Origin of the sequence: Pseudomonas sp. LB-090624 (assembly GCF_003205205.1) — a bacterium.
GTDB lineage: Bacteria > Pseudomonadota > Gammaproteobacteria > Pseudomonadales > Pseudomonadaceae > Aquipseudomonas.
The window spans coordinates 112,280-125,957 of sequence record NZ_QJRL01000012.1 but is presented as its reverse complement, the minus strand read 5'-3'; the positions used below and the strand labels follow the sequence as shown (position 1 = coordinate 125,957).

At 63.3% G+C, this 13,678-nt stretch carries 9 protein-coding genes; 5 read left to right on the top strand and 4 right to left on the bottom strand.

All coding sequences use genetic code 11. The annotated features are described in order from the left end of the window. Nucleotides 1-35 precede the first annotated feature (35 nt). The 3 genes from DMX11_RS14055 to DMX11_RS14045 form a co-directional block, all read right to left on the bottom strand. Nucleotides 36-4,457 (bottom strand): NEL-type E3 ubiquitin ligase domain-containing protein, encoded by a 4,422-nt coding sequence (locus DMX11_RS14055; protein WP_110745065.1) that lies wholly within the window; start codon nt 4,455-4,457, stop codon nt 36-38. 78 nt (nt 4,458-4,535) lie between these two features. After that, complete coding sequence (locus DMX11_RS14050) at nt 4,536-6,896, bottom strand: DNA polymerase II (protein WP_110745064.1); 2,361 nt, start codon at nt 6,894-6,896, stop codon at nt 4,536-4,538. A 66-nt stretch (nt 6,897-6,962) separates the two neighbouring features. Beyond that, the gene (locus DMX11_RS14045) at nt 6,963-8,153 is read right to left on the bottom strand and encodes an MFS transporter (protein ID WP_110745063.1); all 1,191 of its coding nucleotides are present in this window, start codon (nt 8,151-8,153) and stop codon (nt 6,963-6,965) included. Nucleotides 8,154-8,269: 116 nt separating this feature from the next. On the opposite strand from DMX11_RS14045, the gene DMX11_RS14040 reads away from it, so the two are divergent. Next, entirely contained in the window at nt 8,270-9,166 is an 897-nt protein-coding gene (locus DMX11_RS14040; protein ID WP_110745086.1) for a LysR family transcriptional regulator, read from the top strand. On the opposite strand, the gene DMX11_RS14035 is transcribed toward DMX11_RS14040, so the two are convergent. Beyond that, complete coding sequence (locus tag DMX11_RS14035) at nt 9,147-10,067, bottom strand: LysR substrate-binding domain-containing protein (RefSeq protein WP_110745062.1); 921 nt, start codon at nt 10,065-10,067, stop codon at nt 9,147-9,149. The two genes, DMX11_RS14040 and DMX11_RS14035, sit on opposite strands and share 20 nt — an antisense overlap. A 160-nt stretch (nt 10,068-10,227) precedes the next feature. On the opposite strand from DMX11_RS14035, the gene DMX11_RS14030 reads away from it, so the two are divergent. The 4 genes from DMX11_RS14030 to DMX11_RS14015 all read left to right on the top strand — a co-directional run bounded on the left by DMX11_RS14030 (nt 10,228) and on the right by DMX11_RS14015 (nt 13,601). Continuing rightward, the gene (locus DMX11_RS14030; protein ID WP_110745061.1) at nt 10,228-11,016 is read left to right on the top strand and encodes a YqcI/YcgG family protein; all 789 of its coding nucleotides are present in this window, start codon (nt 10,228-10,230) and stop codon (nt 11,014-11,016) included. A 2-nt stretch (nt 11,017-11,018) separates the two neighbouring features. Then, on the top strand, nt 11,019-11,645 hold the full coding sequence (locus DMX11_RS14025) for a LysE family translocator (protein WP_110745060.1): 627 nt from the start codon (nt 11,019-11,021) through the stop codon (nt 11,643-11,645). 39 nt (nt 11,646-11,684) lie between these two features. Continuing rightward, complete coding sequence (locus DMX11_RS14020) at nt 11,685-12,767, top strand: hypothetical protein (RefSeq protein ID WP_110745059.1); 1,083 nt, start codon at nt 11,685-11,687, stop codon at nt 12,765-12,767. A gap of 138 nt (nt 12,768-12,905) precedes the next feature. Beyond that, nucleotides 12,906-13,601, top strand: coding sequence for a sel1 repeat family protein (locus tag DMX11_RS14015; protein ID WP_110745058.1), 696 nt, complete (start codon nt 12,906-12,908; stop codon nt 13,599-13,601). The last annotated feature ends 77 nt before the right edge of the window (nt 13,602-13,678 follow it).

Below are 13,678 nucleotides of genomic sequence, written 5' to 3'. Positions count from 1 at the left end.
TAGCTAATGCCTGCGGCCAGCCAGCCGGCCACCCGCTAGCTGAGCACACGCTGCACCGTATTCCGGTCCAGCGCCTCCAGCGTCAACTGCAGCAACACCGCATGCTCGCGTTGCTGGTTGCGGATCTGCAGCCGGGCGATTTCCTCGTCCCGATTCCCCAGCGCCATCAGCCGCTCCAGCTCAGCGTGCATGGACTGGGGCACTTGCAAGCGAACCGCGAAGGCCTTGCGCAAGTAATCCTGCCAGAACCACTGGCGTGCCAGATAATCAGCAATGCCTTCCCGGGTTTGTCTCGCCAGGACCCTTTCACGGGCCAGGAGAAGGTCCTGGTTGCTCAAGGCTGGGATGCCTGCATAAAGCATTTCATCGGGTTGGGCAGGCAAGTCCAGCGACTTGCGCAAGCCGATTCGATAGGCCAAGGCGAATTCGATCGATTCAGCGCCCGCCCCCACACGATGAGCATGTTCAGCGGCAATTTGTTCAAGCACCGCCAACCGCCACACCCGGGCACCGAGCTTTAGCAAGGCCCGTTCCGGCCGGGCAGATCCGCTTTGCCGCGTGCGCCATATCATCACTCGCAGTTCCAGGTCGGCAAAACGCGCGGTGGCGTTATCCTGGCAACCGGTCGCCGCAGCGTGCTCGAACAGCTCCTGCCTGAGGGCATCATGCTCCGACATCGCCTGGAGCATGTCGAACACCCTGGCCGCCAGCGCGGATGCAGTCGATGAGAAACTGAAGGCGCCCGATTCTGTCAGCATCGACAGGGTATTGAAGAACTCTTCCGATGGTTCCTCGGCCTCTAGATGGGCCCACAGTGCAGCCATTTCATCCCGACGCTCGCCAGGCAACGCGTCCAGAATGCGCAACCGGTAAGGCACGCGACTGGCCTCAAGCAAATGCCAGGTTGATAGCCCATCCTGCGCGCCGCCCAGCAGGTTGCCGGAAAGCTCGACCCTGCCCGAGCGCCACAGCTGCGATCGATGAAAACCCTCGGGCAGTTCAGCAATACGGTTGCCGCTGAGATCCAGGGTATGCAGTTCTGGCGCGTCCATCAGCCCGTAGGGAAACTCGGGTATCTGCGTGTTGGACAGGTAAAGGGCATTGAGCTCGGTCATTGCGAGGACGGAAAATGCCCTGCGCAACGGGTTGTCCGAAAGGTTCAGGTACACCAGAGAGCGGCAATCTGCCAGGACCAATGCCTGGCCTTGGTCGAGCGCGATCTGGTTCCCAGACAAGTCGAGCACCTCCAGCTTCTGGACAAGCCCCAGCGGCAATGGCAAACGCCTGAGTCGGCAATGGGTGATTTCGAGGTTGCGCAAGTTGGGAAATGCCTGCAGAAACTCATCCGGAACATGCTCCACGCGCATGGAGCGCAGGGCCAGGATAGAGACATGGGGAAAGCCCACCTGCGCGGGCAGGGCCGGCAGGTGGCCCAAGCGGCTGATCGTCTGGGTCAGCATGAAGCGCCCGTCGTCCAGTGCCGCTTGCGCTTGCAGTTCGGGCACAAGACAGCGCCAGCAGTTGATCAGGCCCTTTCTGAATTCCCGCCGTGCGACCAGTTCCGATGAGAGCAGCGCGCTGCGTGCCCACTGGGTCAAGTGTCTCTTCAGCACCCCATATTGCTGCTCCAGCCTATTTAACCTGGCCTGCGCGTCGCCTGAGGCCAACCAGCGCTCGATCTGTTCGTCGGTAAAGGCCGGGTACAGGTCTCGCAACCGGGCCTGAAACGCCCTTGGCCTGTTTCGCCCTAGCGCCCCCCATAGCCTGCCGCCGGCCATGGGGTAACCAATCCGGCCATCCGCAAGCCGTTGCGGCGCAAGAAACGAGCCGCTGGGCTGTTCCAGCCTGAGCAGATTCACCACGGCCTGGCGTTGGTCGAAAGCAACGTTGGTCAGTGCCAGGCGCAGCGCAGGCACAAAAGGCTGACCTTGGCCGATGGCCGCTTGTGCTACGTCGTCATAGGCTCCGGCCAACGCTTCGAACAACTCGCCTTTCTCACCGACCACGCTGTGCGTTCCGGTGCGCAGGCGGAACAGCCCATGGCGATGAAGCAGGTCAAACGTCTGCCCCGATCCCTGGACCGTCAGCAACGGCTCGCTGGCATCTGCATCGAACAACCGCCAGCCCGGCCCACCAGCGCCCGGCACGTGCACCAGCAGGTTCAACACCACACGCGCCAAGTCGAGGTTCTGCGGCGTGTCGATGCACAGCGCCTCATACACCCGCGCCATTCGAATCCGCGCCACCTGCAACCTTGCTGCCTCGGCCATCAGCAACGGCACACGCCCCGTTTCACGCAGCAGCTGCACGTCATCCTCGCTGGCATCGCGCAGCACCTCATCGGCGGCCAAGCGGTGCAGGCTGGTAAAATCCTGCCGTAACAGGCGGCTTGTTTCCGTGTCGGGGTTCTGCTCGTCGTACAACGTCTGCAGCAGTTCCCGTCGCCCGGCCCAAGCCACATCGGCCAACGCTGGCCCGTGCTTTCCGGCCGCCTGGGGAAGGCGCATGACCCGCGCCATCAGCAGCGGGTCTGCGGTGCCCCCTCCCTCGCGCAACTGGTCGATCAACGTACCCATCCTGCCGGCGAGCCGCACGCGTGCGACGGTGTCGACCAGCGCTGCCTCCGGTGGTCGTCCATACACATGCCATGCCCGCAGGTGCTGATCATCGAGGCCATGGATCGCCAGCGACCGGTCGATCTGCGCATCGTCAAGGTCGCTGAATGGCCCGCCCAGGCGGCGGAACAACTGGCGTGTATCGTCCCACTCGGCGGGCTGCTCGCACCACAGCCGCCACGCACCGGCGCCATTGTGGCGCAGCGGCGGCGCATAGCCCTGATAGGGGAGCAGTTGCCACTGCTCGTCGGCGTCGTGCCAGGTCACCTCATACCAGTGCCCGTCCATGCTGATCCAGCGGCGCTCGCCCAGGCGGTGCGTACCCTGCATGTCCAGCACCGCCGTAGCTGGCGGGGTTTCGCCGCGATAGGGGCTGAGGTCTGCGTTCCACAGTTTTTCTTCCCCGCTTTCCAGCAGCGCCGGTACCAGGCTGTCAACCACGCTCCAGGCGCGTCGAGCGGTGGCGACGACCGCAACGGTCGCCCCCACAGCCAGCAGCCCTTTGCCAACATTCAGCAGGTGCGCAAGTGCCGCATTGCGTTCGTTGTCCTGCCAGTCCCCTATCGCCTGGAAGGTCTGCTGTAGCAGTTCCCAGGCCATCACCCCCAACAACACCGCACCAATGCCCGGAACGAAAAGCCCTGCGACACCCAATAGCGTCCAGCCTTCAGCACGCAAACGGCGAGCGTGTTCGGCCTGGACCTCGCGATCAAGCAAGGCCACGGGCGGGGCGATGACGGCAGCATCGTCCTTGATCCACGCGACCCAGTCGTTCGCAAGGTGTTCGAACAGTGGCAGGCGATAAGCGAAGGTCTGCTCATCGAGGTCTCTGGTCGCCCAGCCCGCCACGTCATCCAGCCGCTCACTGACGGCTGAGAAAAATCGCTGGCTGTCGCGTCGGCGCACGAAGCGGTTGAAGAAACGCCGGTAGTCATCTTCGCGCAGGCGTTTGCCAAGCACCCGGCGGGCATACTCATCCAGGTCACTGCGCACGCTCCAGGGGCCATGTGGGTCACCCGGCACATAGACCAGCACGCGCTTGCTGGTGTCGAACAACACGCCATCGTCGATCACGTCCAGCACGACAATCTGCTGCAGGCGGCAACCGAACAACGCCAACTGCCGCACGCGCACCGGTGCACCTTCGAGTTTGCCGAGCCTGTCCTCAAGGCAGAGCGCGACCACCCACTGCAGTTCATCTGCGCTCAATACGCCTTGCGCCCTGGCTTGCAAGGCATCCACCAGCATGCTGTAGCGTTGCCGTCGCGTCAGCAATTCCCTGACCTCGGGCTGCAGTACGGCATCCAGATGCGCCTGGTATTTCTGCCCAAGGTCCAGCGTGCGACACAGCCTGGCGAAGGCCGTTGCAGACAGTTCGGCACGTTTTTCGCCATGCGCATCGACCAGGCAATTACCAGGCGGCTGATCGCGCTGCTGTTCCGCGGTGAAATTGCCCAAAGCGGCCTCGAGCAGAGGGATGTCGTAGTAGTCGTTGGCGACAACCGGAAGCCGACTGGTGACATAATTTATCGTCGGCGAAGTGAAGGTGTACCACTGGCGAAAGGACAAGCGCTCGACATCAAGGCTGCCGTGGGCACCCAGCGCTTGCTGCAGCAAGGGCTGGGTAAATGCACTCAGGTTGCGTAACCGCGCCAGCGCTGAAGACAAGCCTGCGCGACAGGCCAGCAGCTCTGGCAGTGCCTCGCTCAGCAGGGTGAATTCGGCCATGCTCAGCCGCTTCATCCAGGCCGGCAGCCGCCGTGCAATGTAGTGGTCCTGGCATGCTTGTGCCATGGCAAGGGTATCGACCGCAGCCGATGGTTGACTGCTCGTGTTCTGCATCTCTGCCTCCGCGGTGACATGGAGGCACGAGTCTGAAGAGTGCAGCCTGGTGCTGACGCCTAGCTATCTACCACCCATTCAGAACAGCAGTAACTGATGGTCGGTAAGGCGAGCGAAATCATCACCGACAAAGGGCAGGATGGCATCTGCCACCGGCATCAGCTGACGGCTGATGTAGTGGTCGTAGTCGATTGCGGCCTGCAGGTTTTCCAGCGGCTCCGGGCCAGCGGTAGTGATCAGGTAACTGATCCAGCCACCACGCTGGTACTGCAGGGGGCGCTGCAGGCGCCTGTTGTAATCGTCCGCAAGCCGGGCGGCGCGCACATGTGGCGGCACGTTGCGCTGGTAATCGGCCAACGGGCGACGCAGGCGTTTGCGATAAACCAGCAGATCGTCCTGCTCGCCCGCCAACGTTCGCCGCACGTACTCACGGACATAATCTCGGTAGGGCTCGCCGCGGAACACACGGCCGTAAAGCTCCTGCTGAAACTGCCGGGCCAGCGGTGACCAGTCGGTGCGCACCGATTCGAGGCCCTTGTAAACCATCTCTTGCGAACCGTCGGCCCGCTGTACCAGGCCGGCATAACGCTTTTTGCTGCCTTCATCGGTACCGCGGATGGTGGGCATCAGGAAGCGTCGGTAGTGCACCTCGAACTGCAGTTCGAGGGCGCTCTGCAGGTTCATGGTCTCGTGCAGATGGGCTTGCCACCATTGGTTGACCTTCGCCACCAGCTCGCGGCCGATGCGCGCCGCGTCCTCCTCGGCGTGGGCACCCTTGAGCCAGACAAAGGTGGAGTCGGTGTCACCGTAGATCACATCGTAGCCACACGCCTCGATCAGGGACCTGGTCTGGCGCATGATCTGGTGGCCGCGCATGGTGATGGACGACGCCAGGCGCGGGTCGAAGAAACGGCAACCGCTGGAACCCAGCACGCCATAGAAGGCATTCATGATGATTTTCAACGCCTGGGACAACGGCGCATTACCCTCGCGCTTGGCTGCTTCCCTGCCCTGCCATACCCGTTCGACGATGGCAGGCAGGCAGTGCTGTGTGCGTGAAAAACGCCCACCGCGAAAGCCCTCGACCGAATGTGCGTCGTCGGGCTGACGCAGGCCCTCGATCAGCCCGACCGGGTCGATCAGAAAGGTACGGATAATCGATGGATACAGGCTCTTGTAGTCCAGCACCAGCACCGAATCGTAAAGCCCCGGGCGCGAGTCCATGACAAAACCACCGGGGCTGGCTTCGTCCGGGCGGCTGCCAAGGCTGGGGGCGACAAAGCCAAGCCGGTGCATCTGGGGCATGTACAAATGGCAGAACGCGGCCACCGACCCACCGCTGCGGTCTGCGGCCAGCCCCGTCACCGACGCACGCTCGAGCAGGAAGTCGAGTAGCCGGGTATGGGCGAAAATACGCGTGACCAGTTCGCAGTCCTTCAAGTTGTAGCGCGCCAGTGCCGGTTTGTCTTCAGCGAAGCGCCGGTTGATCTCGTCCATGCGTTGGTACGGCGTGTCGATGGCCTTGCCTTCGCCCAGCAGGGTCTGGGCAACGTTCTCCAGGCTGAACGAGGGAAAACTCCAGGTAGCCGAACGCAACGCCTCGATGCCATCGATCAGCAAACGCCCCGGCGCATCGGCAAAAACGTGGCCTCCACCGGCATGGCTACGCAGGGTCATGACCGCACCGTTACGCCCCAGGGCAAGTGGCACCTGCAACGACTTGGCGTGTTCATGCAGCAGGCGCAGGTCGAATTGCACCAGGTTCCAGCCGATGATCGCGTCCGGGTCATGCCTGGCCATCCACTGGTTGAGGCGGGTGATCAAAGCGGCGCGATCAGCGCAATATTCCAGGTCGAAGTCAAGCCCGGTGGCATCGCCGTTGGCCGGACCGAGCATATACACCTGGCGCTGGCCGCAGCCCTCCAAGGCGATGCTGTACAGCTCGCCACGCTCGCTGGTCTCGATGTCCAGTGACACCAGGCGCAGTGTCGGTCGATAGCCGGACAGCGGCCTTAGCTGGGCTTCCCGGTAAACGCCCTGCGCATCCGGCTGGCCAGTGAACTGCACCGGTGCCGTGATGAAGCGCTCCATGAGGTAACGCTCCGGCGGCCGGATATCGGCCTCGAACACGTCGACACCGGCTGTGCGCAGACGCTGTTCCAGTTGCATCAACTGGCGATGTTGGCGGGTATACAGGCCGATCATCGGGCGATGCTCGAAGTCCTTCAGGCGCAGTGGCTTGAGCTTCGCCCCTGTTTCGTTGGCCAGCAACACACGGGCGTGCTCGGCCTGCGCCTGGGGAATGAAAGCCACCGACTCCTGCGCAGCCAGCCGCAACAGCCGCGGCCCGGCATCGGTGGCCAGCCAGAACTCCACGCAGGTGCCCTCCGGCGTATCGTGCCAATGCCGGGTCAGGACAAAACCCTGCTGCAACTCCACTGCGTCGACCTCTGGATTGTCTGTAGATGCGGTTATTCTACCTGTGTCGTGCCTGGCATGAGTGTTTTAGCGCCTGCCCGCCACAAAACCGCTTTTCCGTCCAGCTACAGCCAGCAGCCAGGCCAAGGCAATCAACACCAGCACCACCCCGCCAAACCACGCCACGCCTGCCCCAGCCAGCAGCAATCCACCAATGATCCCGCCCAGGGCAATGGCGCAGTTCCACACCGTCACCAGCATCGACTGCGCCACATCACCACCTTGGCCTGCTGCGTCGGCGCACGCTGTCTGCAGCAGGGTCGGGGCGCCGCCATAGGTCATTCCCCACAAGGCGATGCTCAAGTACACAAGCCACGACGATGCCTGCCCCAATGCCAGCGTGGCCAAGGCAAAACCGGCCAGGCTCAGCAACACCAGCTTGCGCAGGTGTCGGTCGACCAGCAGTCCTACCAGGCCGATCCCGGCCAGCGCCGCCAGACCAAATACCATCAGCGCAGGGCCAATCTTCGCAGCCATGCCAGCCGCTGCCAGCAACGGCACGATATAGGTGTAGAGAATGTTATGGCCAAGGATCCAGGTGAGGATCACCAGCAATACAATCAACACCCCCGGCGTGCGCAGTACCTGCATGGCCGACGGGCGCTTGCCGGCAGCCTGCCCCGGATAGTCGGGCACGGATCGCAACACCCACACCACCAGCAGCAACGCCACTAAAGTGATGACGACGAACGTCGCGCGCCAGCCCAACCCCGCTCCCAACCAGGTCGCAATCGGCAAACCGAGCGACAGGGCAATCGGCTGCCCGAGCATGGCCAGCGCCATGGCCCGGCCCTGCAACGGCACCGGCACCATGCGCCGGGCATGGCCAGCGATCAGGCCCCATGCCAGGCCGGCCGCAGCACCCGTGAAAAAGCGCAGCACCAGGGTCAGCCCGTTGGAGTCCGACAAGGCCGTCAGCCCGTTGAACAGCACGAAGCCGATGATCGCCAGCAACAGCGCCCGGCGCCGGTACCAGCCTTGGGTCAACGTCACCAACGGGATGGCGGTCAGTAGCGAGCCCAAGGCATACGCCGTGACCCATTGCCCCGCCATGGCCTGGCTGATGTGCATGCCATCGGCGATCTGGTCAAGCAGACCCGCCGGCAGGGTTTCACTGAGAATGGCGATGAAGCCGGTCATGGCCAGCGCGAGCAGCCCGCCGACGGGCAGACGTTCATGGCTGGCGGCCAGCAACGGTGCGGAAGAAGTCTGGGACATTGCAAATGCCTTGAGTGGGGAACAAGGCGAACAGTCTGCAGACAAGGCCATTACGGAAAAAGACGGGTACAATGCCACTCACCCAGGACCTCAGCGTCCGCAATCCGGAATGCGACATGGACAGCCTCAGTGGCTTCGTGGTCTTCAATCGGGTGGCCGAAACCCGCAGCTTCGTGGCCGCCAGCCAGTCACTGGGGATCAGTGCCTCGGCAGTGGGCAAGCGCGTGGCGCGGCTGGAAAGCCGCCTGGGCGTGCGCCTGTTCCACCGCAGCACACGCAGCATTACCCTTACCGCCGAAGGGGCGATGTTCCTCGAGCGCAGCCGGCGCATCCTTGCCGAAATCGAGGCCACCGAGCAGGAACTGTCGCAGGCCAGCGAAACGCCGCGCGGGCGCCTGCGGGTGAGCATGCCGCAGGTGACCAGACTGGTAATGCCGGCACTGGCCGAGTTCATGGCACTGTACCCACAGGTTGAACTGGACCTGGACTTCTCCGACCGCATGGTGGATATCGTCGGCGAAGGCTTCGATGTGGTGATGCGCGGCGGGCAGCCGGTGGATTCCCGGCTCAGCGCCAAGTTTCTGGGGCACTTTCAGCACCGCCTGGTGGCCTCGCCCGAGTACCTGCGCGAACGCGGTACACCCTTGCACCCACGCGACCTGGCGGCGCATAGCTGCCTGCATTATCGCTTCCCCAGCAACGGCAAGCTGGAAACCTGGCCGCTGCGCCAGGAGCATCCCGAGCAAGCCTATGACATCCCCATCTCGATGGTCTGCAACCACGTCGAAACACGCGTCTGCTTTGCCTTGAACCACCGCGGCATTACCTGCCTGCCTGACTTCAACGTGGGTCGTGAACTGGGCAATGGCTCACTGGTCAGTGTCCTCGACGACTTCATGGAGCGGCGCGGCAGCTTCTATCTGCTGTGGCCGTCCGGGCGGCAGGTGCCGCCAAAGTTGCGGGTATTCATCGACTTCATGCTCGATCGGGTATTCAACCGTACAGGTAGTTGATGTCCTTGCAGGCCAGCGGCGGCACCTGGCCCAGCAGGAAGTCGCGCAGCTTGTGCATCTGTCGCGCCTTGGGGCTGGCCTTGAGCCAGGTCATGTAGTACCCGTCGCCAGTGGCCACTGCGTGCTTGTACGGCGTGACCAGGCGCCCGGCTGCCAGGTCGGCACTGGCCAGCACCAGGTCGACCACCGAAATACCCAGGCCCTGCTGCGCGGCCGAGATGCCCTGGTCGAGGGTGTCGAACACCTGGCCCTGGTCGATGCTGATGTCCAGCGCGTCCATCCGCGCCAGCCAGCGCCGCCAGTCGCGGCGGTCGGGGGACGGGTGCAGGAACTCGCACCGGGTCAGGTCGCTCAGGGCCGGTTGCGCCTGCGTCATGTAATCCGGGTGGCACACCGGGATCAGCCATTCATCGAACAGCTTGAAGCACTCGATATCGGCGGGGAACCGCCCACTGGCCAGGAGTATGGCGCAGTCGTAGGGCTCGGAATAGAAGTCCACGCTGTCGATGTCCATCCAGACGCTCGACAGCTGAACGGTGCAGTTGTCTTCATGCTTCTTGAACCCGTCCAGCGCCCGCAGCAGCCAGCGGACGGTGAGCGTGGACGGGGCCTTCAGGCGCAGGCCATAGCGGTCCTGGCGCAGCAATGCGCAGGCATTCTCGATGATCTTGAAGCCGACTTTGAGCTCTTGCGACAGCAGGCGGCCGTGCTCGGTCAGGCTCAGCTTGGGCCCGCGCCGCTCGAACAGGTCACAGCCGAACATGGCTTCGAGGGTCTTGATGTGGTGGCTGACGGCCCCCTGGGTCAAGGCCAGCTCTTCCGCTGCGCGGGTAAATGAGCCATAGCGAGAGGCCACCTCGAATGCACGCAGCGCGTGCAAGGCCTGAATTCGTTCTGACATCGCGACATCCCGAGCATGAGCAAGACTAATAGTAGGTCATAGTTCCACGCGTTTTACAACGTCAAGTGTGTTCCGGAAAATGCAGGTAAATAATAAACATATCCAAGATCCTGCCTGCATATGACTGGAACGTTCACTTAATTCAACGCCTGGGGAAATCATGTTTACGGGATATGGAAATTGCTATCGCCTGGATGCGCTAGAGCTCGCCGCTGAACATGGATACAACACGCAACACTGGACTTACAAGACTGTAGAACATTTTCGCAGTGTCCTCGCCAACCCTGAGTTTCCCTGCTTGTTTGGCCGCAAGGCGGTTAACGGTGAAACCTGCCACATCCTCTTCGCCCGCGCCGAACAACTGGCTGACGATATCGCCCAAGGCCTGGCCGATTATGTGCGCACCGTCGCCCCCATCACACCCAAGCAGCGCATCGGCAGCCCGCTGGTGGTGTTCCTCGAGACAGCCACCGCCAGCAATCTGGCTGAGCAACAGGCACTGGCCTGGAAGGTGCTGCGCGGCGTGCATGCACGCGACCCCCACCCTTGGCCGCAGGGTATCCCGACCGACCCCGAGGATAACGCCTGGTCGTTCTGCTATGCCGGCATGCCACTGTTCATCAACATGAATTTTCCCGGCCATCAGCACATGAAAAGCCGCAACCTGGGCCAGCACATCACCTTCGTCATCAACCCAAGGGAAAACTTCGACGAAGTCGCCAACGCCGACAGCGAAAGTGGCCGGCGAATTCGCGCCCGCATTCGCGAGCGCGTGCACCACTACAACGACGGCGTGGTGCCCGACACGCTTGGCGCCTTTGGCGATACCGACAACTTCGAGTGGAAGCAGTATCAACTGCAGGAAGCAGGCTCGCTCAACCCGTCCCGCTGCCCGTTCCATGCCCATGCCGCACATCAGGCGACACCCGACATACAGATCGAGAACTGACCGTGAATACCGCACTCACCGCCACCTACGCCCTTACTGTCCTGCTGCTGATCGCTACCCCCGGCCCGGTGGTGGCGCTAATCGTCAATACAGCGGCCGCCTCTGGCTCACGCAAGGCCATGTTCACCGCCGTCGGCACCAACTGGGCGTCACTGGTGCTCATCGGCGCGGCGGCCTGGATCATCCTCACCAGCGCGGCCATCGACAAGGCCTGGCTCAGCATCATGAGCCTGCTTGGCTGCCTGTTCATCGGCTACATCGCCGTGGGCACATTGAAGGACGCCCTGCAGGCACCTGCGTCAGAGGCCACCAGCGACGCTGCCAAACCCACCCGTGGCGGGCTGCTGCAAGGCTTCATGGTGGGCATTTCCAACCCCAAGGACATCATTTTCTTCATCGCCTTCTTCCCTCAGTTCATCCAGATCACCGAGTCGTTCGGCAAGAGCATGGTCGTGCTGTCGCTGCTGTGGGTGGCCATCGATTTCGCCGTGCTCAGCCTGTACATCTTCGCCATCGGCAAGATCGCATCGCAACGCAGCAACCGCTTCATCAGCCTGGCCTCGGGGGTCGCCCTGCTGCTGATCGCTGCCGGCGGCCTGCTGTACAACTTCAAGGAACTGACGGCCTGAAACCCATGCGCAGCAGACGACGCAACCGCAGGAGAGAGCATGACCGCGACTGACACAAGCCCGCTTCCTTCGCCGTTGCAACAGGACTACCAGCGTTTCCTGCTGCTGGGTAGCCGCCGTGCCCCACATACCGTGCATGTGCACGAAACCGGCTACCGCTCGGGCACCATCAATACCGATGCCCTGGGCCTGCGCTACAGCCATTGCGCCGGCAAGCGCTTTTCGCCGGCCGAACGTGGCGGCGCCTCGCGGATCAACCTGCTGGTCGGCGGTTCCACGGCCCTGGGCATCGGCGCCAGCTCCGACGAGCACACCGTGGCCTCGCACCTGTCGATGCTCACCGGCGAAGTCTGGCTGAGCCTGGCCGGCTGCGGGCTCAATGCCAGCCAAGAGCTGCTGATGTTCCTCACCCACCAGCATCGCCTTGGCCAGTTGGGGCATGTGGTGGTGCTCAGCGGCCTCAACAGCCTGGCTCACGAAGCCCTGAGCGAAGTGCTCGCCAGCGCTGGCGACCCGCAATACGCCCAGGCTTACCAGGATTATCTCAACAGCTTCAGCGAAGGCATGCAGCCCGCTGCTGTACCCCGTCGGCAGTCGCTGTGGCGGCGCATCGCCCAGGCCTTGGCCAGCCCTGCAGTCGAAGCCCCGGCCAGCTGGCCCCTGTCGTCCCCGGAAAAACGCCTGGCCCGTGCCGCCGACAACATTGGCCGCACCTTGCGCCAATGGGAGCGGCTGCTGGCCGACAGCCACGCCACCCTCACCTTCATCCTGCAACCGTTGCTCCCCTGGTGCCGGGACACCCTGCCCGCTGGCGAGCAGGCCATGCTGGCCGCGCTGGAGCGAAAACCGGCGAACTTCGACCGGCTGCTGGACGGCGCTTTCGACAGCCAGTTGCACTCGGCGTTTTTCCGCCGCATCAAGAACCAGGCCGACCCCGTGCCCTGCTACGACATGAACTGCATGCTCAACAGCTCGCCAGTGTTCGGTGCCGACCTGTTCATCGACCGCCTGCACCTCAACGACCTGGGCAACAATGCATTGGCCAAGGTGATCACCGCCAAGCTAGGCCTGGCCCAGGAAAAACAAGGCCAGCGCAAGGTCACGCCAATCAGGCTGGCCTGACAATCGTCGGATGGTCTTCCGGGCAGGGCCCTTGGGTGGCTAGAATACGTCGTCGTTCCGATCTGCCCGAGGCGCACGCTTGACCGCCATGAACATCGAAGCCGTCCATCTGCACCTGGCCATCAACGGGGTGTGCCTGTGAGCCTGGTGCGACGCCTGCCCCCATTGCTGATCGCCCTGATGCCGCTGGCTGCGCACGCGCTGGAGGTGAGCATCGACCCTCATGCCGACCTGCTCTACCGTCAGGCCCTGCCCCTGCTGGAGCAGGCCGACAACCAGGATGATGGCGCCAGCACGCTGCGCACTGCCATCGGCGGCGACCCCGAGCTCAGCCGCCAAGGGCAGGCCCTGGCGCATACCCTGCCGACAGCGGTTGCCCTGCTGAAAAAATCGGTCGAGCTCGGCCACCCGGTCGCACAGTACCGCCTGGCGCTGTACTACATGACCTATCTGCCAGCTGCGCAAATTCCGGAGGCCGCCTGCCCGTTGCTCCAAGCCAGCCTTCAGCAAGGCTTTGCCGCACCGGCGCCCGCCATCGCTACCTGGTGCAGGCCCTACAACGCCAGCAGCGAGTACCGCGCAGCGCTGGAGGCCATTCCCAGCATGGCCACGGTCTACGCCCCCTACTATCCGCAACCGGCCACCCGCCTGGCCTGCAACCGCAGCCGCCCGCAAGGGCTGGAAATGCTCTGGGGGCGTCAGCGCGACTACCAGGCCGAAGTGTACCGGCTGCTCGGCGACCTCGACCCACAGCACCGCCTGAGCCTGCTGCAGAAGGCCGTGGAGATCAACGGCTGCGTGACGGCGCAGCAGCACCTGAGCAGTCACCCCTGAGCTTCGCCTGGACACACAGGTTGAACTGCCTCGTGCAGACCACGTACATGACTTGAGAGCAAGATCGTTCAAGCCAC